The 24,284-nt window shown below is 37.3% G+C and carries 23 protein-coding genes and 1 pseudogene; 17 read left to right on the forward strand and 7 right to left on the reverse strand.

Annotated elements, in window-relative coordinates; all coding sequences use genetic code 11:
• Positions 1-326 precede the first annotated feature (326 nt).
• The 5 genes from BW986_RS20610 to BW986_RS20635 all read left to right on the forward strand — a co-directional run bounded on the left by BW986_RS20610 (position 327) and on the right by BW986_RS20635 (position 7,331).
• The gene (locus BW986_RS20610) at positions 327-1,427 is read left to right on the forward strand and encodes a GerAB/ArcD/ProY family transporter (protein ID WP_076370258.1); all 1,101 of its coding nucleotides are present in this window, start codon (positions 327-329) and stop codon (positions 1,425-1,427) included.
• 945 nt (positions 1,428-2,372) lie between these two features.
• Positions 2,373-3,311: an agmatinase gene (gene speB / locus BW986_RS20615; RefSeq protein ID WP_076370260.1), complete on the forward strand. Its 939-nt coding sequence runs from the start codon at positions 2,373-2,375 to the stop codon at positions 3,309-3,311.
• Between the two features lie 57 nt (positions 3,312-3,368).
• Positions 3,369-4,736, forward strand: a complete 1,368-nt coding sequence (locus tag BW986_RS20620; RefSeq protein ID WP_076370262.1) for an APC family permease — start codon at positions 3,369-3,371, stop codon at positions 4,734-4,736.
• Positions 4,737-5,006: 270 nt separating this feature from the next.
• Positions 5,007-6,650 carry an amidohydrolase gene (locus BW986_RS20630; RefSeq protein ID WP_076370266.1) on the forward strand — a complete coding sequence of 548 codons (1,644 nt, stop codon included), beginning with the start codon at positions 5,007-5,009 and terminating at the stop codon, positions 6,648-6,650.
• Between the two features lie 102 nt (positions 6,651-6,752).
• The gene (locus BW986_RS20635; RefSeq protein WP_076370268.1) at positions 6,753-7,331 is read left to right on the forward strand and encodes a TetR/AcrR family transcriptional regulator; all 579 of its coding nucleotides are present in this window, start codon (positions 6,753-6,755) and stop codon (positions 7,329-7,331) included.
• Between the two features lie 358 nt (positions 7,332-7,689).
• On the opposite strand, the gene BW986_RS20640 is transcribed toward BW986_RS20635, so the two are convergent.
• The 5 genes from BW986_RS20640 to BW986_RS20660 all read right to left on the reverse strand — a co-directional run bounded on the left by BW986_RS20640 (position 7,690) and on the right by BW986_RS20660 (position 13,202).
• The gene (locus tag BW986_RS20640) at positions 7,690-8,220 is read right to left on the reverse strand and encodes a PadR family transcriptional regulator (RefSeq protein ID WP_076370270.1); all 531 of its coding nucleotides are present in this window, start codon (positions 8,218-8,220) and stop codon (positions 7,690-7,692) included.
• Between the two features lie 46 nt (positions 8,221-8,266).
• Entirely contained in the window at positions 8,267-9,448 is a 1,182-nt protein-coding gene (locus tag BW986_RS20645; RefSeq protein ID WP_076370272.1) for a YhgE/Pip domain-containing protein, read from the reverse strand.
• 231 nt (positions 9,449-9,679) lie between these two features.
• The gene (locus BW986_RS20650) at positions 9,680-10,888 is read right to left on the reverse strand and encodes an MFS transporter (RefSeq protein WP_076370274.1); all 1,209 of its coding nucleotides are present in this window, start codon (positions 10,886-10,888) and stop codon (positions 9,680-9,682) included.
• Between the two features lie 17 nt (positions 10,889-10,905).
• Positions 10,906-11,787 (reverse strand): LysR family transcriptional regulator, encoded by an 882-nt coding sequence (locus BW986_RS20655; RefSeq protein ID WP_076370276.1) that lies wholly within the window; start codon positions 11,785-11,787, stop codon positions 10,906-10,908.
• Positions 11,788-12,296: 509 nt separating this feature from the next.
• A complete protein-coding gene (locus BW986_RS20660; RefSeq protein ID WP_076370278.1) occupies positions 12,297-13,202 on the reverse strand; it encodes a LysR family transcriptional regulator in 906 nt (301 codons plus the stop codon).
• A 132-nt stretch (positions 13,203-13,334) separates the two neighbouring features.
• On the opposite strand from BW986_RS20660, the gene BW986_RS20665 reads away from it, so the two are divergent.
• The 3 genes from BW986_RS20665 (at position 13,335) to BW986_RS20675 (ending at position 14,809) form a co-directional block, all read left to right on the forward strand.
• Positions 13,335-13,913, forward strand: a complete 579-nt coding sequence (locus BW986_RS20665) for a LysE family translocator (RefSeq protein WP_076370280.1) — start codon at positions 13,335-13,337, stop codon at positions 13,911-13,913.
• Between the two features lie 136 nt (positions 13,914-14,049).
• Positions 14,050-14,490, forward strand: a complete 441-nt coding sequence (locus tag BW986_RS20670; RefSeq protein WP_076370282.1) for a cell wall hydrolase — start codon at positions 14,050-14,052, stop codon at positions 14,488-14,490.
• A gap of 58 nt (positions 14,491-14,548) precedes the next feature.
• Complete coding sequence (locus tag BW986_RS20675; protein WP_311316566.1) at positions 14,549-14,809, forward strand: hypothetical protein; 261 nt, start codon at positions 14,549-14,551, stop codon at positions 14,807-14,809.
• Between the two features lie 112 nt (positions 14,810-14,921).
• On the opposite strand, the gene BW986_RS20680 is transcribed toward BW986_RS20675, so the two are convergent.
• The gene (locus BW986_RS20680; RefSeq protein WP_076370284.1) at positions 14,922-15,284 is read right to left on the reverse strand and encodes a hypothetical protein; all 363 of its coding nucleotides are present in this window, start codon (positions 15,282-15,284) and stop codon (positions 14,922-14,924) included.
• A gap of 634 nt (positions 15,285-15,918) precedes the next feature.
• On the opposite strand from BW986_RS20680, the gene BW986_RS20695 reads away from it, so the two are divergent.
• From BW986_RS20695 to BW986_RS30340, 9 genes are all read left to right on the forward strand, one after another.
• Positions 15,919-17,010 (forward strand): GerAB/ArcD/ProY family transporter, encoded by a 1,092-nt coding sequence (locus BW986_RS20695; RefSeq protein WP_076370290.1) that lies wholly within the window; start codon positions 15,919-15,921, stop codon positions 17,008-17,010.
• A 321-nt stretch (positions 17,011-17,331) separates the two neighbouring features.
• Positions 17,332-17,514, forward strand: a complete 183-nt coding sequence (locus tag BW986_RS20700) for a hypothetical protein (RefSeq protein WP_076370292.1) — start codon at positions 17,332-17,334, stop codon at positions 17,512-17,514.
• Positions 17,515-17,597: 83 nt separating this feature from the next.
• Entirely contained in the window at positions 17,598-18,422 is an 825-nt protein-coding gene (locus tag BW986_RS20705; RefSeq protein ID WP_076370294.1) for an SAM-dependent methyltransferase, read from the forward strand.
• Between the two features lie 222 nt (positions 18,423-18,644).
• Positions 18,645-19,505 (forward strand): transporter substrate-binding domain-containing protein, encoded by an 861-nt coding sequence (locus BW986_RS20710; RefSeq protein ID WP_076370296.1) that lies wholly within the window; start codon positions 18,645-18,647, stop codon positions 19,503-19,505.
• A gap of 261 nt (positions 19,506-19,766) precedes the next feature.
• Positions 19,767-20,042, forward strand: coding sequence for a hypothetical protein (locus tag BW986_RS20715; RefSeq protein WP_076370298.1), 276 nt, complete (start codon positions 19,767-19,769; stop codon positions 20,040-20,042).
• Positions 20,043-20,105: 63 nt separating this feature from the next.
• Positions 20,106-20,261 (forward strand): hypothetical protein, encoded by a 156-nt coding sequence (locus tag BW986_RS30335; RefSeq protein WP_179086125.1) that lies wholly within the window; start codon positions 20,106-20,108, stop codon positions 20,259-20,261.
• Positions 20,248-21,039, forward strand: coding sequence for a phosphotransferase (locus BW986_RS20720; protein WP_076370300.1), 792 nt, complete (start codon positions 20,248-20,250; stop codon positions 21,037-21,039). The genes BW986_RS30335 and BW986_RS20720 overlap by 14 nt, the downstream gene beginning before the upstream one ends.
• A gap of 107 nt (positions 21,040-21,146) precedes the next feature.
• The gene (locus tag BW986_RS20725; RefSeq protein WP_076370302.1) at positions 21,147-21,605 is read left to right on the forward strand and encodes a GNAT family N-acetyltransferase; all 459 of its coding nucleotides are present in this window, start codon (positions 21,147-21,149) and stop codon (positions 21,603-21,605) included.
• Between the two features lie 196 nt (positions 21,606-21,801).
• Complete coding sequence (locus BW986_RS30340) at positions 21,802-21,951, forward strand: hypothetical protein (RefSeq protein ID WP_167555960.1); 150 nt, start codon at positions 21,802-21,804, stop codon at positions 21,949-21,951.
• A 234-nt stretch (positions 21,952-22,185) separates the two neighbouring features.
• On the opposite strand, the pseudogene BW986_RS20730 reads toward BW986_RS30340, so the two are convergent.
• Positions 22,186-23,612 (reverse strand): annotated as a pseudogene (locus BW986_RS20730) (spore germination protein).
• Positions 23,613-24,284: the final 672 nt, after the last annotated feature.

Genomic DNA, 24,284 nt, shown 5'->3' on the forward strand with positions numbered 1-24,284 from the left:
CCCTTTTTCTCATTCTGAACCTGTACTTAAACTAATGGGTGCTTTATTTTATGGGAGCTGCTTTGGCAGCTCTTGAGTTTGTAGACATAAGGGGGTTTAGTCAGGATTCATAAAACACATTATTTCTTACTTTTCAAACTGCCTGCGGCTTGCAGTGGCAAAAAATAACTCGTACTCAACAGGGTTTGTATATTCTTCTTCTGTCAATAATGGTATGGAATCACAAATGAGCTGGGTGCGCCAGCAAAAAGGAAACAAATTCAGCATTTCTTTGTTATTTCGTTTGTATATAACTTACCGTTTTGTTGTGAAAGGAACTTATGAATATGCTCGAGAAGGGTAAAATCGGAAGCCGTCAACTAATGATATTAGTGATATTATATACGCTTGGTGATTCTATTTTAGTTATACCCTCCATTGTCGCTTCTGAAGCCGAACAAGATGGCTGGATTTCAGGTATTATTAGCGTGGCAATAGCACCGTTATTGGTTGTTTTTTTATATGACGCTTTAAGGAAAAGCTATCCTGATTTAACATTAGTGGAATACAGCCAAAAAATTTTGGGTAAATGGCTGGGAATTGCAATTTCTCTTTTATTTATAAGCTACTTTTTCATAACCACAGCGACTTACTTGAGTGAAATTGGGGATTTTATGAAAAATCATATTATGCCTGATACTCCCATTCAAGTGATTATGATTCTTTTTATGAGTGTCGTCCTCATGGCCGCGCGTCTCGGTTTGGAACCCTTGGCCCGAAGCGCGGAAATATTTTTCCCTTTTGTTGTAATCCTTGTATCAGCACTGATGATTCTTCTACTTCCTGAGGTTAAATTTCAAAACTTGCAGCCAGTCGGGGAGGGAGGATTGAAACAGGTTATACGGGGATCTATACCATTTATTGTTTTTCCGTTTATTGAACCGGTTGCGATTCTAATGATCCTCCCGTTCGTGAGTCAAAAAGACAAAATAAGAAAAAGCCTTTTTATCGGTCAATGGTTGGCTGGAAGTGTTTTGATCATTATAACCATGTTAGCCATTCTTGTACTTGGTCCAGATTTAACAGCAAGACAAAATTATCCAATCTATATGTTGGCTAAGAAAATCAATATCGCTGATTTCTTGACGCGTCTGGAAGCAATACTAGCCATAATATGGTTCATCACAATTTTTATAAGATTTAGTTTGTTTTTTTATGTGACCGTTCTAGGTATGGCACAAACGTTAAAAATGCAGGATTATCGTCCTCTGGTTTTTCCGTTTGGTATCCTTTTGATTGCCTTTACATTGATTATGTCGCCCAGCATCGTCCACTATAGTAAATTCATTTCAGACATCTGGCCGTTTTATGCTATGACATTCGGGTTTCTGCTTCCATTGATCCTACTAATAATCGCCAAAGTTAAGAAAATTGATGGATCAAACTAAGGTCGGGTCTTATTTGTTAAGAAAATAGTGTGAAATTTTAAGCTCAGGTGTTATTCCATTAAAAGGCACAATTTTTTACTTTGTCTCAGTTTTTATAAGGGTTTATAAACCTCGACCGTCGATTTCCACTCCAGGCACTCGCTTTCCGCGGGCGGTCCGGGAGCCTCCTCGGCGTCATGCGCCTGCGGGGTCTCCCCTGGACACGCTTTTCTAAGCAGGAGTCTCGTACCTTCCGTTCCAATCAACTTTGTTTTAAAATTCAGATGAAACTCCTTTTGCCGACAAACTGGTTACTTGCTGATTCCGATTAAGTTTGTGAGGGTTTATAAACCTCGACCGTCGATTTCCACTCCAGGCACTCGCTTTCCGCGGGCGGTCCGGGAGCCTCCTCGGCGCCTTGCGCCTGCGGGGTCTCCCCTCGACAAGCTTATCCCGCAGGAGTCTCGTACCTTCCGTTCCAATCAACTTTGTTTTAAAATTCAGATGAAACTCCTTGCCGACAAACTGGTTACTTGCTGATTCCGATTAAGTTTGTGAGGATTTCTGAAATCAACTGAACCCTTTAAATAAAAAACTGTAGCCAAACTGAGTTTTCATATAGTTTGTCTACAGTCTGGGAGCTGTTTTGCAGCTCTTTTTCTTATGGAGAGCAAAAGGGTCAGGTTAGTGTAACAAGAATTGGTGGCTTTACTTTAATAGAGGCAGGATTGAAAGGAAAGGTTATTTTGATTAAAAGGTAATTTAATAGACAATAAAAAATAGTTTGACTTTTTTTACAACTATGTTTATATTTGGTTTAACTAACTACCGTTAGTTAATAAAGTACGAAAAGTGGGTGTTAGAAATAAAAAGTAAGCGAATGAACCATAGGTTGTAAGCGATTACACCCTGTGTTTGTAAAATTTGTATGAAATGATTTTTATTTAAAACCAGGAGATGATATTTATGAAATATCCACTTACACCAGATGTAAAGCCAGAGTTTTGTACAACAGGAACTTTTATGCGTTTACCTTCCCAAAATCATGATGCAAAGCTGGCAATTGTAGGTATGCCTTTTGATACAGCAGCTTCTTTTCGGGTGGGGGCCAGGTTTGCTCCTCAAGCCATCCGCCAAGCATCCATGACCCTGTTTCCTTATCATCCTGTCCATGAGGTATATCCTTTTGAACAAATGAAGGCTATTGATATTGGCGATATCCCTGTCATTCCTCATAATATTCACCGAAGTTATGATTTAATGAAGGAATCCATGTATGAATTGATGTCTAAAGGAGTCATACCTATTGGATTAGGGGGAGATCATTCTGTCACTTTAGCTAGTTTACGCGCTGCGGCAAAGGTATATGGCCCTGTAGCCATGATTCATTTTGATTCCCATACAGATACTTGGGATACTTATTATGAGGAAAAATATTGGCATGGATCTCCCTTTATTCGTGCACACGAAGAAGGTTTGCTGCAGACGGATAAAGTATTTCAAATAGGTATCCGAGGCACGCTAAACCACTCTGGAGATTTACAGGCAAGTCTTGATTTAGGTTATCGTTTGATTACAACTGGTGAACTATCCAATCGTGGATTTGATGATGTTTTGAAAGAAATCAGAAAAACCATTGGCAACACACCTTGTTTCTTAACATTTGATATAGATTTCGTCGATCCTTCTTTTGCTCCGGGAACAGGTACGCCTGAAGCAGGTGGTTTTAGCAGCTTTGAAACACTAAAAATGATTCGTTCCCTAACTGAATTTAACTTTATAGGATACGATGTGGTTGAAGTGCTGCCTTCATATGATCCAAGTCAAATCACTTCACTTTTAGCGGCAACACTTGTACATGAATTTGCCAGCCTCGCAGCATTAAGTGAGAAAGAGGATAATTGATAATCACTTTAACTTAAAAACAACCATTATATTTAATAAAGGAGGTAGCTCTTTGCGATGGAAGGATTACCCGAGCTTAAGCGTTCACTGAATACAAGATATGTAATTGTATTTGGACTTTCCTTTATGGCGCCTGTGACAGTCTTTAGCACATATGGTATCGCTATTGATCGTACCCATGGGATGGTCCCTACGGCATACATAATTGCTTTAATCGTTATGCTATTCACCTCATACAGTTACGCAAAAATGGTTCAGGTATTTCCCACTACCGGTTCAGCTTATACCTTTGTGCAGAAAGGGATTAATTCACACCTTGGTTTTCTGGTAGGATGGGTCATTTTATTGGATTATCTTTTCAGTCCTATGATCAGTGCTTTACTTTTTGGGATTATGGTGAATGCTTACTTCCCTGGTATTCCTATCATTGCAGTTATTGTTTCTTTTATTATTGCTGTGACAACCATTAATATTTTTGGGATTAAGGTTGCTGCAAATGTGAATACCTTTTTGGTAATATTTCAATTTCTTTTTATTATTATTTTCAGCCTGCTTTGCATAAATGGACTTTTAGCAGGAAAGGGTACCGGGGAGTTATTTTCTAATGAGCCTTTTTTTAGTCCTGACGTGAATTTTAATGATCTACTCTCGATTGTACCTCTATTATGTTTTAGTTTTCTTGGGTTTGATGCGGTTACTACATTAGCTGAAGAAACCAAAAATCCCAAAAAAACACTTCCTAAGGCTATTTATGCTACGACATTAATTGGGGGTTTATTATTTGTTGCATCTACCTATTTTGCACAATCGATTTTCCCGAATTTTAATGCTTTTAAGAACCCTGATACAGCTATAGTGGATATCATGATTTATACCGGTGGTAATTTACTGAATAGTTTGTTTATTTCGGTAGTGGTGACATCTGCTACTGCTTCTGCTATTGCTTCAGGAGGAAGCGGAGCAAGGATTTTATATGCAATGGGGAGAGATAGTGTTCTGCCTAAGAGGATTTTCGGATATGTTTCTCCAAAATTCCAAACGCCCATATTCAATATCTTGATGATTGCGTGTGTTGCCATGACTGCTGTTTTTTTGGATATTGAAACAGCTACTTCTTTCATTAATTTTGGAGCCCTGTTTGCTTTTACATTCGTTAATCTTTCTGTGCTCATCCATTATTTTGTGAGACAGAAGCAGAGATCTCCTAAAAGCATCATTTTATATTTACTTCTTCCCTTAATAGGCACCGGTATAACTATATTGTTTATGACAAAGTTAGATATCCATTCTTTAGTATTAGGAATTACTTGGATGGCAGTAGGGTTCATTTACTTATTGTACTTAACAAAAATGTTTAAGGAACGTCCTCCTGAACTGAATTTTGAAGAGCAAAAAGAAGAGTTCGATGTAAAGCTAGTACAATGATCCGTTACTGTTTTATTATTTGGCTGTTTTCGCATACTTTGTTGCTATTTACCAAGTAAAGCGGTGTGGTTGATTTCCCCTCCAGATGCTCGCTTTCCGCGGGGCGGGCGGTGAGCCTCCTCGGCGTGAACGCCTGTGGGGTCTCGCCTGTCCCGCTGCTCCCGCAGGAGTCTCGCACTTGCGCTCCAGTCAACGTTAAATCGTTTCGTTTTAAAAACAACAATCTTTACGAAAAGAGCCTATTATTTTAAATGAAAAGAGGTAACTCCTATGGCTATTAAAAAAGCAGATATTGTTCTTTCTAGTGATGCTATTTTCACGGGGCTTACACATGAGCCGACGTCTGGTGCAATTGCTATCTTAGGTGACAAAATCATGAGTGTAGGATCAAAGGCTGAGATTGAACCTTTCATAGGAAGTACGACAAAAGTATTTAACTATGGAAATCAATTGATCATGCCTGGATTTCATGATTTTCATCTCCACATTATGTTTAGTGCACTAAGTTTAAATAGTATTAATTTATTTGATGCCAGGTCAGCCCAAGATGTAGCTGCAAAAGTACTGGAATTTTCTAAAGGTTGTTCTGAGGATGAATGGATTATAGGTATGCAATGGGACGCAGGTTATTGGCATGATAAACAAGAACCCCATTATAAAATACTCGACTCTGTTATTCCAGATCGTCCTGTGGTTCTTTTTCATGCTGAAGGTCATTATACATGGGTGAACAGTAAAGCCATGGATTTAGCAGGTGTTACTGAGGATATACGTGATCCGGATTTTGGTCGGTATGAAAGAGATAAAGATGGTTTACTTACTGGGATTTTCTATGAAGATGCTCAACAAATCGTTTTAAAAGAGGCATTACGGTTAACACAAAATAAAAAAGAAACGATTTTAAAAAAGTTTTTGCAATTGTTATCCCAATATGGAATAACCTCTGTAAACGATTTGTATGCGCCGATAGATGACTTCATTCAAGACTATAACCTTTATGAAAAATTGGATAATCGAGGAGAATTAACGACTAGATTTCATATCACTCCTGAATTGGATGGCAATTTGGAGAGAGCTCAAATACTGAGAAATAAATATGAATCAAAGAAACTTCAATTCTCAGGATTAAAGCAGTTTGTTGATGGAACAGTCACGGGTCATACAGCTTACTTCCTCAAACCTTATTCCGATCAATTGGATATCTGTGGTCATCCAGCTCTAGATCCAGAAGTATTGATTGATCGAGTTGTTAAAGCAGATGAACTTGGATTCAGAATCAGGTTTCACGCTATTGGAGATGGGGCAATCCGTTTAGCTTTAGACGCTTTTGAAGAAGCTGTACGTAAAAATGGAAAAAGGGACTCAAGGCATACAATAGAGCATATTGAAGTAATCGATCCGGATGACATTGAACGTTTTTCGAGACTGGGTGTCATTGCCTCCATGCAACCTGATCATATGGCTGCTTCATCAAGAGAGGTATATTCTTCAATTATAGGTCCTGAAAGGGAAAAAAATGTTTTTCTGACGAAGTCGCTTTTAAATTCAGGGGCATCTTTAGCTTTAGGAACGGATTTTCCGGTCTCTATCTCATTAAATCCCATGCGACAAATATATACGGCAATTACAAGAGTTGATAGTAGTGGAGATCCAAAAAACACATGGCATCCTGAACAAAAGCTCACTTTGGCAGAGGCATTGCAAGCATATACATATGGCTCAGCCTATGGAAGTTTTAGAGAGCACGAGCTAGGTACGATAGAAGCGGGAAAACTTGCCGATCTTGTGGTTTTAGACAGAAATCTTTTTGATATTCCTGAAAATGAAGTGCTCAAAACTAAAGTGGAACTTACAATAAATGATGGGGAAGTTGTGTATAAAAGCGAAGAAACTTCTTTATCCGGCATATTCTAATTCTCTTATCAATAGAGGAATAGAGGTAGCAAATGTTTAGTTTAAAAAAGGAAATGAGTTTATAATGATATTAACTAACGTTAGATAGTTTGGGGGCTCATTATGACAAAAAATGAAATTAAAAACATTTCCTTAACACTTTTTACTAAGTACGGATACGAGGGAACCGCTTTATCGGAAATTGCCAAGAGGGTAGGTATACAAAAACCTTCAATTTATAACCATTTCAAGAGTAAGGATGACCTTTTCTTGTGTCTGTTTGAAGAAATTCTGGAAGAGCATATACACCAGGTCGAACAATTTGTCGAAGAAATAAATACACTCTCTTGTGAAGAAAAGTTAAAGCACATCCTTCTTGATACTTGTAATTATTATAAAAACCATGAAGATAAAGCAACATTTTTAAAGAGGGCAATGATCTTTCCGCCGGAGCATTTGAAGCACATCTTAAATGATAAATTCCTTAGATCTGAAGAATTATTTTCCGCTATCTTACATGCCATCTTTGTCGAAGGAATTGACAAAAAAGAAATACGCCAAGGGAAAATCGAGAACTTAATCATGTCTTATCTCTGTTTGATTGATGGGATATTCATGGAATTTTCTTATTATGGTAAAGAGAATATGGAACCGAGAATTCAGAATATATGGGAAAATTTTTGGTTTGGACTAAGTGGATGATTCGTTAACTTATTCCGATTAAGTATGTGAGGGTTTATACAATAATTGTTGTTGATTTCCACTCCAGGCACTCGCATTCCGCGGGCGGTCCGGGAGACTCCTGCGGGGTCTCCCCTGGACACGCTTTTCTAAGCAGGAGTCTCGTACCTTACGTTCCGATCAACTTTGTTTTAAAATTCAGATGGAGCTCCTTTTGCCGACAAACTGGGAAATATGAAAAATAACAGCTATGTGTTTTCACATAGCTGTTATTTTTGGTTAAGCGATTGGGCTAATTTCGCTACATTCGGCGTAGTACCGCCATGTGCACGTAAATCTTGTTTTTAATCTAAGTTTGAAACGCCTGCCAAAAGTAGACTTACAATTCCTTGGTCTTAATCCTTTTAATTAACTCTTCAAACCAATATATTGTGTGATCTGTTCTGGTCGAAAAATAACCATCCAAAAATTCACGAATATTCTCGTTGCCTTTAGGTTCTGGCTCGAAATTCCCAAGATGCTCCCAAAGTGCCTTGATGGACTTTACTTTTTTTTCTAATATATCCACTACTTTATCCCGATCTACATACTTGATGTTGGCTAAACCAACAATCATATCCTTAATTTCATCCGCACTTTCAAATAATTTATAGATTTTCTTTGGTAGTTCTTCGCGACCCTTATCCGTAATCGCAAATACTTGTTTATCAGGCCGATGTTCTTCTTTTATCACTTCAACTGGTTCGACTAAACCTTGTTTTACCAATGATTCAAAATGGTAGTACAGTTTACTTTCCGTTAACCCGCCTAGACGATCCAAAGGAATGGGTTCTGAAAGCTGCTTTTTTAATTTATAAGGATAATTTTTATCTTCCATCAGCTTGCTCAATATAAAAATTTGAATGGACATTTTCTACGCTCCTTTAAGAAGTATCATCTCCTTATTGTAGCAAAACTTAAGCTGTGATTTCAGCCGCTTTCTTTTCGACTTCTGTTTCAGAAACCTCTTCTGGCATCGGTTTTTGTATAAACGCGACAATAGCCATATTAATTACCATCGCAGCGGCACCAACCGCAGCCATTGACCAAATATACGGACTTGGACTGATGCTGCCATACAGGTTTGCAAAGTACGCTTGCACCGAGTAATACATCGGGGAAATGTGGCTCATCCATTCATATGGTAAATGCATCATATCACGTGAGATGGTGGCACCATTTGCTATTGTTTGCATTAATAAAATCGGTAAGTTTAAAATCATGCCGCCTTCACCCAATAAGAAGATTAAAATCGCAGTGAAGTTAAAACAAACCATATAGTTCAGTATTTGTTGACCTACTATACCGAAGAATAGGTCACCGCTTGGCTTATCAATTAAATACGCTACACCTACAGCGATGAGTGATGAAACCACTGCAATCAATAACGCAGCCAATTGCACATAAATGAATAAACGTGTTTTACTTGCTTTTCCCCGGCTGTCCCTAAATGCACCTACTATTTGCATCGCCCCGATCATCGCCCCGACATAACCGGCCATTGTCAAGAACATGGGCAGCATATTATGATTCATGCCATCTGGTATTTCGTTGATTGTAACTACATTTCCTACATAGGATTTCTCAATCTTTTCCGCTAATTCAGCGGCTTGCTTTTCTGGTACATTAAAGTTCATCAATACGCCCTGGGCCGTTTGTTGTGAGAATTGCGTGCTTAACTGATTGTTAATTTCAGTTACGACAGAATTCATAGTAGAAGAAACGGCTGTTGCCCCTGCCTCATTGATTGTAAAGTCAATGCTTGATGACGCTTCACCTTTTTGTATATTTTCAGAGAACGTTTTCGGGATGTGAACGACTAATGCTAAGTCATTTTTCTCTAAATCTTTTAAGGCTTGTTTATTGGTTATATCCGTCTCTATTTCTTTAAAGGGTAAATTTTCTTCTAACTGATCGGCAATCATCGCACCACTTTCACCAGCATCATCATTGATGATGGCGATAGGTAATTTATCGACATTTCCTGGTATGGCTGTATACCCAGGCAAGAAGATGCCTAGCATGGCAACTGCATAGAAAATCCCCATAAAGATTGCTGCAGTTGCACCTCTTGTTTTTAAGAATGCAGTAAATTTCATATGTTGAATCCATCCTTTTGATTTAATAGTATAGTACTTGATTTAAACTACTCTAATTAGAGTAGTTTAAATCAAGTGCTTTGAATTTTATTTTATTTTACTCAAAAAGTCAATTGAAAAATTTATGTTTTTTATTCAAAGGAAAAAACCCCGAACAAAGCAGGATGTCAAATCTTCTACTTTGTTGGGGGTAACTAGTACATTTTTTGAGGATGTTACAATAAAATTGCTTTATTGAACTTTCAAGAACTTTATTTTTCGTGAAGAAATCGCTCCTAAACTAATTGAAATCAAGAGTGATATTGTTGAAAGAACAGCGATCATGATGACAATGCCAATCCACCCAAAATTAATATAAAATGTACCGCTGGCCGTTCCTACAATACTTCCCCCAAAATAATAGGAAAATAAATATAGTGAAGCTGCTTGGGCTTTATTTTGAGCGGCCAATCTGCCAACCCAGCTGCTAGCTATAGAATGGCTGGCGAAAAAACCGAAAGTAAAGATTGCTATTCCGAAAATTTTTATCCATAGATTGAGGTTCAATGTGATACAAACCCCAAACATTAATATAATGATGGATAATTGCAACATCCTGCTTTTACCATATTGATCTGCTAACATTCCCATCCATGTAGAACTGAATGTACCAACAATATAGACGATGAAGATAAATCCAACTAAGGTTTGACTAAGTGAATAGGGCGGGTTAATGAGCTGAAACCCAATGTAGTTATATAAAGAAACAAAGCCAGCCGACAATAAAAAACCAATCAGAAAAAGATGAATGAGACCGGGTGTTTTAAAATGGCTAAACAACCCAATCCCAAATTGTTTTACTTTAAAGGTTTGCACTTTAAAATTGGTTGATTGAGGGAGGAATGACCAAAAAATAAAAGTCGCAGCCAAACTAACGACGCCAATCCCGGTTAATGCGGTGCGCCAACCAAAATAATCAGTCAATATCCCAGTAATGATCCGCCCTGCCATTCCTCCAAATGAATTTCCGCTTATATATAAACCAATGGCCATTCCTAAGCTTTTTGGGTCGATTTCTTCTCCTAAATATGCCATCGCCACCGCTGGAAGCCCTGCTAACGTTATGCCCAGTAATATTCTGCAAGTAATCAGCAAATCAAGATTCGGCATGAACCCTGTTAATACGGCAAGCATGGATGATGCTACCAAAGATATGGTCATGACTCGCTTACGCCCATAAATCTCTGATAATGTGCCAGCGATCAATAGGCTAATGGCCAATGCAATCGTTGTGGATGTTTGACTCAAACTTGAAGCCGCCGGTGATATTTGAAATTCCTTTGCGATTTCAGGAAGGAGGGGCTGTGTTCCCCAAAGTATGGCAAAGGTACAGAATCCACCTGCAAATAAAGCAAAGTTTACCTTTTTAAATTCTTTTGTTCCACGCTTCATGTAAGTCATTTTTCAAGGCTGCTCCTTTAATCGTTTTTGAAAAAGCGATTTATATACTGAATGAATCTCCCGGCAACAGGCGACAAGTAGGCATCTTGTAACCAAGCCATTCCAATTTCCCTTTTGCAGACTGGGTTACTGATACGTATAAGCTTCACTTTGCTTCTATCCAAAACATGTAATTCAGGTATTAAAGAAACGCCTAATTTTGCACCGACTAACCCGGATACCGTCCCAATATCCTCGCCTTCAAACACAACATCCGGCGAAAATCCGGCTTTTTTGCATAAATCATTAATAATGGTCTGAAGTACATTATCATTTTTAAAAGAGATGAATGGTTCATCTTTAACCATATTTAAGTCAAGAGCATCCCAAGATGCTAAGTGATGATCGAAAGATACGGCCAAAAATAACTCTTCGGTTAAGAGTGGCTGACAGTTCACCTCTTTATCCTCATGGAGCAGTGAGGTAAGAGCCAAATCGACCTTTCTTGATTTTAATTTCTCTATAATTTGCCGATTCGAGGCTTGAGTTAATTGAAACTTGATATTCGGATGCATTTTTTGAAATGAACTTATTATGTCTGGAACCACATGTATCCCAAGAGAGGGCAAAAAGGACAAGGAAATCGTGCCATGATCAGGGTGGATTTCATCCCATATTTCCTGTTTTCCAATTTCAATTTGTTTAATTGATTGCTCCACACGGTTTAAGAACATCTTTCCATATCGATTCAAATATATATTCCTGCCTTTTCGATCAAAAAGCTGTACACCTAATTCGTCTTCAAGCTTTGAAATGGACCGACTGAGCGCAGGCTGGGATATGGATAATTGTTCTGCTGCACGAGTGATATGCTGGACACTTGCAACTTTTTGAAAATAATTGATTTGATGCCAATCCATTAAATTACCTCACTTGTTTTTTTATTATTTCTCTTTAATACTATGCTCCTTCACCCATAACTTCTAATTGTTAATATGCATGAAAATGATACCTAAAAGGCATTAATTTTATTGATAGAAGATTTGCCCCTTTTTGGCCATAAAAAATCCCCTTCAAATAGACAATCGAGAACATCAAGTTCTCTTTTTTTCTGTCCATTTAAGGGGAGAGTGTTTGTCATGTGGATTCTTTCGGCAACCTTATCCGCCAAAAAATATCCTTATCTTACTAGCATATGATTATTCAATTAGGCTGTTTTCGCATAATTTATTGCTATTTACCAAGTATGCGGTGTGGTTGATTTCCCCTCCAGATGCTCGCTTTCCGCGGGGCGGGCGGTGAGCCTCCTCGGCGTGAACGCCTGTGGGGTCTCACCTGTCCCGCTGCTCCCGCAGGAGTCTCGCACTTCCGCTCCAATCAACCTTAAATCGTTTCGTTTTAAAAACAACAATCTTTACGAAAAGAGCCTTCAATTAAGACACATTTTCTCGGTATTACTAAACGAGTTCAATACAACTTCAACAAAAGCCTCCACTGCTGGCGAAAGCCATTTTTTCTTTTTTATCAGCATATAGGAATAAATTGGATCTAGATTTTCAGAATGACCAAGGATTTTAAGCTTGCCGCTCTCCACTTCTTCTTTCACTGTAATGAAAGGCAAAACGGAAAACCCAAGTCCGCTCATGACAATCTGTTTGATCGCTTCTATACTCCATAGCTCCATGGTTTGAAAGTTATCCATTTCATGCTTGAATAGATATCTTTCAAACATTGTCCGATAACTGCAGCCTTCTTCATTTGTGATGAAAAAATGGTTGGTGTTGGTGCCGCCTTTTTTATATTCATCAAAATGATCAGGACCATCAGGACTGCTCACAAGAACGATTTTCTCCTCAATCAAGGAATAAGAAATGCATTTTTCCGATTTTATTTCTGGATACACCATTAAAGCGACATCTACCCGCCCACTTATTAAGTCGATTTGGTTTTGGCCACATGTACCGTTTGTTAATATGATTTTGACATCAGGATATTTCAAGGAATAATCCCTTATTATTGGACCTAACCTGGAGATTGTTAAAGACTCTGGTGCAGCCACTTTTAAAATACCTTTAACTTCGTTGGTGCAGTGCAAATTCTTGATCTGTTCGTGGGTGGAAAGTAAATCTTCCGCTAACGGCATTAAGTCTCTGCCTAGAGCGGTAAGCTGCAAATTTCTATTTGCATAAGTGAAAAGTTCACCGCCAATCTCATGTTCGAGTGCCTGTATATGAGAAGTTATCGTGGATTGAGTATAACCCAACTTCGAAGCAGCCCTTGTATAACTTCCTATTTCTACAATCGTCTGAAACGTTATAAGGTGTCTAATTTCCATATCGTTTCTCCTTATGCTGGATGATGTATCGAAAAAAATGATAATGAATTTTTTAATTTCAATTTTATTTATAGTTATAGACATCTTACAATAAAGACTGTTCTTTAGGAAATAGTAAATGAAGGTGAGATCATGAGTATAATAGCATTTCTATCGTATGTGATTATCACATCGATTACGCCTGGACCAAGTAACATCTTATTGATGAATGAAGCAAGGAGATTTGGCTTTTTAGGGTCTTGGAGGTTCACTGGCGGCATCTTGGCAGGATTTGCAGCATTAGGGATCTTGAGCGGAGTATTTACAGCAAGCCTCTACAATTGGATTCCTATTGCAGAGCCATATTTTAAAATAGCCGGTGCAGCGTATCTACTTTACTTAGCTTGGCAGATTGGCATTCCAAAGGGTTCAAAGAAGGAATCCAGAGATGTGCAATCTTCTTTTTTATCAGGTTTCATTCTTCAAATTATCAATGTCAAAAGCATATTGTTTTATTTAACCGTGTTGAGTGCGTTTATTCTGCCGTTTAATGAGTCGCTTAAATTCGTTGTTATCTATTTAGCGATAACTATTTTTCTGGGATGGATGGCATTGCTTCTGTGGTCAGGATTCGGCTCGCTGTTCAAAGATTTTTTTGCTAAACATGACAAGCCATTTCGGTTAATTATGTGTTTGTTATTGATATACTCCGCGGGTACAATTTTCCTGTGATTATTCAATGCTTCAGTGGGAGCTGTCTTTAAGTTTGCGTCTCACTTAAAAACGATGAGCTTTAAAAGCATTCTTATTTTATGAACCATGGCATTAATGCAGGCTTTTTTTCATACGATATTTTTGGGGTGAAAAAATGGGAAGAGTAAGTTACCGAAGTTCAGACGTTGACTTAATGGCAAGGATGATGAGAGCTGAAGCCGAAGGTGAAGGATTACAAGGAATGTTATATGTTGGAAATGTAATTGTTAATCGTCTTAAAGCAAATTGTTTGGACTTTAAAGATTTAAGAACCATTCCACAAGTCATTTATCAAGTACAAGGAGGAAATTATTCTTTTGAAGCTGTTCAAAAAGGTAATGTATTTTACCAAAGAGCGAGAACTGCTGAAAAAAGATTAGCAAAACAGAATCTGGAATATTGGAGACAACACCCAGGGAAATATGCCCTTTGGTATTTTAATCCATATGCTCCATGCCCTCCAACATGGTACGATCAACCTTTTGCTGGTCAATTTAAAAATCATTGTTATTATGAACCAAAACCTGGTACGTGTGAAAGTGTTTATACCGGTTAGCCTGTCTGTGGATGGGCTATTATTCATTTCAAGGAGTTGTTCAGCAGCTCCTTTTTTTATGCAACAAACGGTTACTTCAACAAGGAACTGTGGATTTTATGGTAAAATAAAGGAAAATAATGGCATGCTGTTTGAGGGATTTTTAGTGAAGGAAATTATATTTTTTGTTGTTGGGTTATTCATTCTCTATATAGTTATTGAAAAAGCAGTAAGAAAAGGAATTAACAATTCAAATATCGGTCAAATTCTTGAAAAAAAGTATGGAGTTATAGAAGATAAAAGGTCTTTTCTTGATGATGATTTAGATAATGATAAATAAAACGGATTGGAGGTTGCTGCGGCAGCCTTTTTTGAACTCTTTTTTTAAAACAAATTCACCAAGAAAACAATGATCTTTCATAAACAGGCCGCCAGTTTGTGGAACAGCACATCTATTCAGCGTCTTTTCCAGTGCGACGAAATTCGCCGTAGTACACCTTTCGCTTTTCTGGTTCGGATTCAATATTTTCGATGAAAGCTGTTTTGGCTTTCTCCAGTAACAAGCACTTTAATTGCTGAAGCTTTATTGGTACCACTCCTGGCAATTTATCAGATATATGTACTTCGAGATCCCCCCGAAGTTTATAAAGGCGAATGCTGCCAAGCCCCGTTTTTTCGACTTTTCCCAAGGTGTATGCAAATTCAAATCGCTGCTGAATGAATGAAGATACCTCAAGCAGCCCTAAACCTTCATAGAGGGGAGGGAATTCATGATAAACAGGAGGTTCTTTGAATGATATTGAAGAGATCTTCAAATAGATACTCCTCCTTTAGTGGGATAAAGACAGACATACGTTGCTTATATTATTGCGCTATGGTCCCATTTTTTAAACATCTTTACAGTGGTCGTAATTTCCTGCACCCAGGAAGTGATGATTATCGTATAGGGCTGCATTACACTTTTGAAAATAGCGCAGGCATCGCGAATGATTGTGCTTTAACTTACGTGGCTCCGGATTCAATTGGGGAGATACTTCAGCTAATCCCAATTAAGCCAAAGCCAATTTATTATTCTTTAATATAGGCTCTTTTCGTAAAGGTTGTTGTTTTTAAAACGAAACGATTTAAGGTTGATTGGAGCGCAAGTGCGAGACTCCTGCGGGAGCAGCGGGACAGGTGAGACCCCACAGGCGTTTACGCCGAGGAGGCTCACCGCCCGCCCCGCGGAAAGCGAGCATCTGGAGGGGAAATCAACCACACCGCATTACTTGGTAATTAGCAACAAAGTATGCGAAAACAGCCTTAATATAAAGATAGATATTGAAAACTTTTAGACCTTCAAAATGAGTAAGCATACCTACTTAACGTTTGTTTCCTTTGAATAAATTAGTCCTGTAAAAGCCAGATTATTAACATAGGAAATAAGCGTGATATAAATGAGGGTACATTATGAACCAAGCTGGTGTGAATGAAAAGTATAAGGTATCGCCATTCTATGTGTTTTTTTTATTGCATTCCATGCAAACTGGATTAGGCGTGTTAAATTTTCAAAGGGATTTAGCTAAGGCGACGGGAACCGATGGCTGGATCTCCATACTCCTAGCCGGACTGATTGTTCATATATTAATATGGCTTATATATAAGATTTTCAGTATTGTTCCCGGTGATATCATTTCTGCTAATAATCAGGCATGGGGTAAATGGATTGGGAATTTCTTCAGTTTCTTATTCATTCTTTATTTTTTTATTCTTGGAATGACGATCATAATCGGCTATATAAACATCATTCATGTTTGGATGTTTGAAGAGATACCTTCTTGGGCATTTGCTTTGGTTTTCCTGATCCTGATTTATTATATATGTACGGGAGGTTTCCGAACCATTACGGGTATCGCCTTTTTAACCGTAATCGCTTCATACTGGCTTTTATTTGTACCTCTATATGGCTTTAAATTCGCGGATTTCACCGGTTTTCTTCCTATTTTCGATCATACGTTAAGCGAAATAATGAAAGGAACCAGAACTACTTCATTATCAATGCTTGGTTTTGAAATGATCCTGATGTTTTATCCGTTCATCAAAAATCCTGAAACATCAAAAAAGTATGCTCATGGAGGAGCCTTGACCACTACGTTATTGATCCTATTGCTTTATTTTGTTTCGACAGTCTTTTATTCACAGAAACAGCTGGTCCTTACCCTATGGCCAACACTCTCATTGACCAGTGTCATTGAATTGCCCTTTATTCAACGTTTCGAATACATAACTGTTTCTTGGTGGGCCATCGTCATCATACCCAACATGATCATTCCTTTGTGGGCTGCCAGCAGGGGTGTCAAACGTTTATTCAACGTCCAGCAAAGGTATCCCTTATGGGTAATGTCCATAATCATACTGCTTGTCAATATACTTTTTTTCGATGTCGAATCCTTATTTATATTAAATAAAGTAATCAATCCATACAGCGTGGCCTTCCTTGTTTTATACTTGCCTCTTCTTTTGGTTGTACTAAGCATAAAAAAGTGGAGGAAACGTTTATGACCCAATTATCACTCATATAAAAGAATTAAAGATATATTACTCTGACAACACTCTAAGAAAAGAGAGGTTGCCTGCATTTTATTTTATTAAAAAAACGTTCCAGGTCATTTCCGAATCCGCTGCCATTCCTCCGACAGTCTGCCAAGCCATCTCGTCGGTAATGGTGATAATTACCTCCACTAGATCGTGAAACATAATATTCCTTTAAAAAGGAGTTGCTTTGGCAGCTCCTTTTCTTATGGAGCAAATAGGGAAGGATAGTTCATAACTAGAAATCGTCTATTTAAAGTATAATATTGGTAGAAATCCGAGGTGATACCATTGGAACTTGAAGAGGGATTTGAACCAATAAATCAACAAGTTGAATATGAAAATGGTAACGAAGCCACGATTAAATGGAGTATTTGGCACATGGCAGACCATAATAGATATCATCAGGCTCATATTAGCCAACTGCGAAATGGTTTGGCCAAAGTTGAGATGTTCGTTACTTTGTTCAACTAACGAGTGCTTTACTTAGGAGATTGCTAGGCATCCTTTTTCAGTGTTGATGAACCAATGCACAATAAATGTGGGGTGAATGATACTTGAAGTCATTTCAACTAAACGAAAAAACAAAATCCTTTTTATCGAAATATCAATTATTTGAGGATGATTTGATACAACAAGTTCAGTTGCAGCACCGTTTGGACTTAGTAAAAGCATTCGGGATTCAAAAAGGAATGCGTGTAATAGAAATAGGTTGCGGGCAGGGGGATACAACCGTTGCAATAGCCGACGCGGTAGGAGAAAACGGATATGTTGTCGCAATGGATATTGCTAGTCCCGATTACGGAGCACCGTTAACTTTAGGTCAAGCAACTGAACGTATTAAGAAATCTCTATTAGGAGAACGTATTGACTTCCATTTTGAAATGGATTTTGATTCTTTTGAATCAACTTTGCCATTTGATGTGGCGGTATTATCCCATTGTTCTTGGTATTTCAAGCAACCAGAGGATTTATTGAAATACTTTAAAAAAATTCGTGGTTTGGCAAAACATATATGTTTTGCAGAATGGGACCTCGATTTTACCTGCATTACGCAACGTTCCCACTTTTGTGCAGTTTCCATTCTGGCATTGTATTCAAACTTCGTAAAGAATGAAGGAAATATCCAAAACTTGTTTCATAAAACTCAAATACACGAGCTACTCCAGCAAGCAAATTTTGATGTGGTGAAACAACTCACAGTCGATGCAACCTTATTACAAGACGGTCAATGGGAAAAAAATTATGCAAATAGTATCCGTGCAGAATTTATTAAAGTTCCTTCCATGATACAGCCGTTGATAACTAGTTATTATGAATTGATGAACACTTCAAATGGAAATGAGAATTCATTGAATAGTTTCATTGTTTGTGCAAAATAATAAGTTTTTCATTTGGTGGTTCAGTTCAGCAAGAAATTAAATGAGGATTGCACATGTTAGATATGTCCAATATATGCAGTCCTTTTCATATTAACGGCTACGCTAATTCAACCTAAATATAAAAAAGTGTTTGTTTTTTTGAAGGTGATTCGTTTATTTTGTTGTATTTTTAATAATTGGTAGATTAATTAAAAATATAGAAAAAAATGGAGGTAAAATCACATGTTTAACAATTGGAAAAAAACACTAATGGCTGGAGTGATCAGCTTATCCTTGCTAGGTACAGGGTACGTCGGTCACGACCTGATCTCCTCGCAAAACGTCTCGGCTGAACCCGCAACTGGACATGCACCAGGGCATTTGAAAAATGCAGAGGCTTCCCAGCTTGATGAAATAATCGAACGTGGATACATTCGGGTAGGAATGACCGGGGATTACAAACCTTTTACCTATTTGAATCCGAAAACAAATGAGTATGAAGGCTTTGATGTGGACGCTGCCAAAGAACTTGGCAAAGACCTTGGTGTGAAGGTGGAATTTGTCGCCACCACATGGCCTGCGATGATGAAAGACCTGGAAGCGGACAAATTCGATATCGCTGTGGGCGGTGTGACCCGAAATACAGCCAGACAAAAAAGCGCTTATGTATCACAAGGTTACCTTTCATTCGGTAAGGTGCCTTTGATTCGCAAGGAAGATAAAGACAAGTATCTTACCATTGAGGATATCAACAAGCCTTCTGTACGCATCGGTGTAAATCCTGGCGGAACAAACGAAGAATTTGTCCGTCAGTATCTAAGCAATGCTAACGTAACCGTTGTAGAAAACAACCTTGATATCCCGCATCTTGTTGCAGAAGGTAAGTATGATGTCATGATCACTGACACAGTAGAAGAAATGCTGTATGCAAAAGCTGATTCCAAACTGTATGCGGCTCGAACTGACAAGCCTTTCACAAACAGTGAAAAAGGTTATATGATCCCGAGGGGTGATTTCATTTATGCAAGCTACTTGGAAATGTGGATGGATGAAATGAAGCTGCAGGGGAAATTTGATGCCCTCTACAAAAAGTGGATGGAATAGAATATAGAGGTGCCCCCAAAAAACCTACCCTTAATACTGTCGTGTCAGTATCGAGGGTCGCCTTTTTCTTCAAGAAAGGTATTTATAATTGTTGTTCTTCAGCTAACAGTCCTTCATTTCATTAAAAGGAGCTGATCAGCAGCTCCATTTCTTCTTCAACTAACGGAGCAGGTTAGTTGCATAAAATAATGGGAAATTGACCCAAATATAACTTGTTTTATGTTAGCATTTAAGGAACATACTTTTTCAAAGGGGCTTTTTATGCAAAAGACATTTATTATTGTTTCTTATTCTTTATTCTTTGTTCCTCTAATTTTCATTGTGAATTTTCTGTTTGATATAGTTACACTCGAAAAGATAGAAGGATTGCCTATATTTTTTCCTTTAGTATTTTGTCTTTTTGGTCTTTTCTTCGCTTCAAAAGCACATAAAATCCAAAAGGATGCTTTGACGATTGGTGCTATCATTGTAAATTCGGTCTTATTATTTTTTCCTTTTGTATATATGATTTTAGGAACATTGATATTTGGTGTTTAAGTTTTAGATAATACGATGACAATTCTTCAATAACAGGTGCTTTACTTCAATAAGAGAGTTGCTTTGGCAGCTCTTTTTCTTATGGCACTAAAGGGGCAGGATAGTTCAACAAAATTAATGGATATTTGTGGTGAAACATCAAAAGGAATGATTGTTCAATGGGGTGCTCAAATGAGTGAAGATAAAAATAGGGAGGGGTATTTAGATGTCAAACCATGAAAACGAAGAAATGCTAACAGGAGGGAATGTCTCTAACGTTTATCGTTCGGGAGATACTGTGCGACGAGAATTAAAGCCAGATAGTCCTAGAGTTCATAAGCTATTAGAGCATTTGGAGAACAAAGGTTTCAGTTATGCCCCAAAGTTTTTAGGTATTGATGAAAAGGGAAGAGAGATATTATCATTTATTGAAGGAGAAGCTGGTAATCATCCTTTAAAAGAATACATGCGGTCTGATGATGTTTTAATGGAAATAGCGAAAATGCTCCGTCTTTATCATGATTCTGTCAGCGATTTTTCATTTGATGGTAGCTGGCAATCGATAGATAACACCCCTCAACAATTTGAGGTACTATGCCATAATGATTTTGCGATATACAACATTATTTTTAAACATGAAAGACCAATAGGTATTATTGATTTCGATGTCGCTGGACCCGGCCCAAAACTTTGGGACATAGCTTACACTCTTTACACTTGCGTCCCCTTAAGTAGATTTTATCTTTCTGAAACAGGTGAGAAAGTTAATTATAATTCAATACAGCACGCTAACCGTATAAAACAAAGAGTTAGATTGTTTTTTGAATCTTACGGTGAGGGAATAGAAGAAGATTATTTGGAAATGGTATTGCTACGATTGGAGGGGTTATGTAAAACCATTACAAGAAAAGCAAGTGAAGGTGACATTGCTTTTCAAATGATGATAGATGAAGGGCATCTTGAACATTATCAAAACGATATTAAATTCATTCGTGAACATGGAAAAGAGTGGATTTAAGTGCAACGGGTGCATTGGCTGAAGATCAGAGCTGTCTTTAAGGCAGATTTTTCTTATGGAACTATCGGGGCAGGTTAGTTTAAGAAGAAATTAAAAGGAGAACAACTTTGATAAAAAAAATCGATATAACTAATCCTAAATTAGCTGAGGAAGTATTAAACATTCAATTACCTTCCTATATGGTAGAGGCAAAGTTAATTCATTTTTATGAAATACCGCCATTAAAAGATACAGTTGACACGTTACAACAATCCGGTGAAACTTTCTATGGGTATTACTTGAATGAAGAGTTAAGTGGAGTCATTTCTATAAAAGTTGAAAAAGGTGTAATCGATATACATCGTCTAATGGTTCATCCAACACATTTTAGAAAAGGAATTTCCAAAATGTTATTAGAATTCATTGAAAAAAATGAGGAAGATATTGAAACAATAATAGTATCAACTGGTTCTAAAAATACACCAGCAATAAATTTCTATGAAAAAAATGGTTTCTCAATTACAGGAGAAACAAATGTGACAGAACGTCTAGCTGTAACTTCTTTTAAAAAGAAAATTAAATATTAAATTAGGCCTTATTAAGCTATTAGGTACGTTAGCTGATAATCGAAGTTGTCTTTAAGGCAGCTTTTTCTTATGGCACTAACGGGGCAGATTGGTTTAAGCAGCATAGTTTATTCGAACTGTGCAACATCATCATTTAAAAATTTCTTTGGAATATTTTTTGATTTACTACGAATCCTAATTTTAGGAGGCGATAAAAATGAAAAAACAAGAAAAATCAAAAAATCTCGGCCAAAAAGCCGATTCAATGAATGCTTTGGATCAGGGGTTAAACTTGTTTCCACAAATAGTTAATAACGCCACTGGTATCGACAAGGGGAACGACGGTAAAATAAATAAAAATGATTAAATTGAACGCCTTTTTTGGGGCGTTTTTCTATCTTTTCTAATGATCTTCCCCATCCTGCTTCCTCCTCCTTCACTTGTCAACTCAACAATAAGTCTTATAGAACTAACGGGTGCGTAAGCTGAAGATCGGGGCTATCTTTAAGACAGCTTTTTCTTATGGAACTGTATGGGCAGGTTAGTTCAACAAAGATGAAATTACGATTTAATTAAACCGTAATCTCTCTTTGATGTTTTTTTAGCTATCGTTATCGTTTGGAAAGCTATGCTTACTGTTGTGTAATTTCTTCAATTTCCCTCTGTATAACGTATCTTTTAATTCTTCAAGTTTAAACGGTATGATAGGCGACAAGTATGGGACGCCAACAGAACGTAGAGAGACCATATAGATATTAATAGCGTTGTGACTATTATCATTCCTGGAACCCCAAAGAGATATCCCACAAGTAAAAATAGTATGCGAAGTGTTGATATCACAGCCGCTGATTGTTTGTTATAAATGACCAAACCTAAAAGAAAGGTTATCGCTATCGCAATTAGACTTGCAGGATGGATGATCTTAGCTGTGACTGCCGTTTCTCCGATTGCAATTGTAGCTAACAAGGAGATAAGGATGATGGCACTTTGAGGAACTCTAAAAGTAACGTCTATTAAGATAGTTGTTAATACGATAAGTATTATCATCGTCCAAAATGCAGGAACCAGTTCATCGTTTGTTAGAAGGGTTTTTGTAACTTTATCTGGATAGCCATCTGCATAAAACTTTACAAGTACCACATATATGCTCGGTAAGTAAATGGATAGGAAAAAACACGTAAACCTTAATAATCGATTCATTAGTCTGCCATACTTTTGATCGTATTCATCAGGTGCCGAGAACATCGAAACAAATAGACTTGGTAATATAATGCCGTATGGACTCCCATCTACCAGGACCACAACTTTTCCATCATATAAAGAAGATATAACAACATCCGGGCGTTCTGAATCCTCACTCATCGGGAAGAGAATGGTTGACCTACCTTCAAATGCTTCTTTAATCGTCATGGATTCTAGTACATAGTTAATCGATATTTTATCAATATGATTTCTTACCTCTGCTAATACTGTCTTGTCAACAACTTCCTTTAAAAAGAGAATAGAAACATTTGTCTTGGAAAGTGTTCCGATTTCTATTGATTCCACGCAAAAATTAGGTGTCTTAATCATTCCGCGCAGTAAGCTTACATTTGTATTAAGATTTTCGGTAAGTCCAACTAAAGGCCCTCTTGGTGAACGCTCACTGATAGCTTGTTCAATATTCCTCTCTTTAAACTGTGTAGTACCAGCAATAATTCCTGATTCGATACCTTCAAATAGGATAACCGTTTTACCGTTAAGAATAGCATCAATTAATTCCTTTTGCTCATTCGCAACGAGTACTTCTGCTGTTTTAATAATATGCTCTGAAACATCCTCTAAAAGCGAGTATTTTTTTATGGTCTCCTTCGTTGGATCTAATAGTGGTTTAATTACGTTAAGATAAATAAGATGTACCATTATAGGACGATTAGACCCGATTTTTAATTTCCTGACTCTAAAATCAGCTGTGTCGTTGAAACGTTCCTTTAGCTGTTTGGTGTTTTCTTGGAGACTCGTAAGTATTTTCTTGATTATCCTAACCACCTTATATACAGTGTCACCTTAGTATGTTCTTTTTTTTAGAAAAAATAACTGATATGTATGCAATTTCCATTCGTCTTTATAACAAGTATTTTTTTGTTTTTTAGTCTCAAAAAACCGATTTTATATCTAATCATTAAACGACAAACACTTATAAAGCTCATAAATACGTAAGAGTTAGGATTTATATCTTTTTTTTTTCACATCAGTACCGTGCGACTTTCACCGCATATGGCGTTACAGGTAATCCAATGTATCAGTTTTTATAAACAATTATGTAATTAAAGAAATTTTCTTATGGAACTAACGGGGGCAGGTTTGTTGAAGAAGGATTGAAACTTTATTAATTTAGGAATCGTATAAAAGAGAGTAATGCGGGTAGGATACGATAACTTATAAGGGATGATAAATAATGGAAACTTGTAGCAAATGCGGCAACGAACTTACGAGAGCATATATTTCTGGAATTCAAGGAGAATTTCAGATAAACAAAAAACCAAGGGGTATTTTCACGGATAGTCCGGTTTACAGCAAAGTATCTCCTTATGTTTGTTCTAAATGTGGGTATATAGAGTTCTATGTAGAAGAACCTGACAAATTCAAATAATGAAAGTTAATCTTCTATGAAAAAGATGTCAATAAATTTAAAAAGAGTAAAGGGAGAGATGCCTTAAA

The sequence above is a fragment of the Peribacillus simplex genome (assembly GCF_900156045.1).
In the GTDB taxonomy this organism is placed as follows: Bacteria; Bacillota; Bacilli; order Bacillales; family DSM-1321; genus Peribacillus; species Peribacillus simplex_D.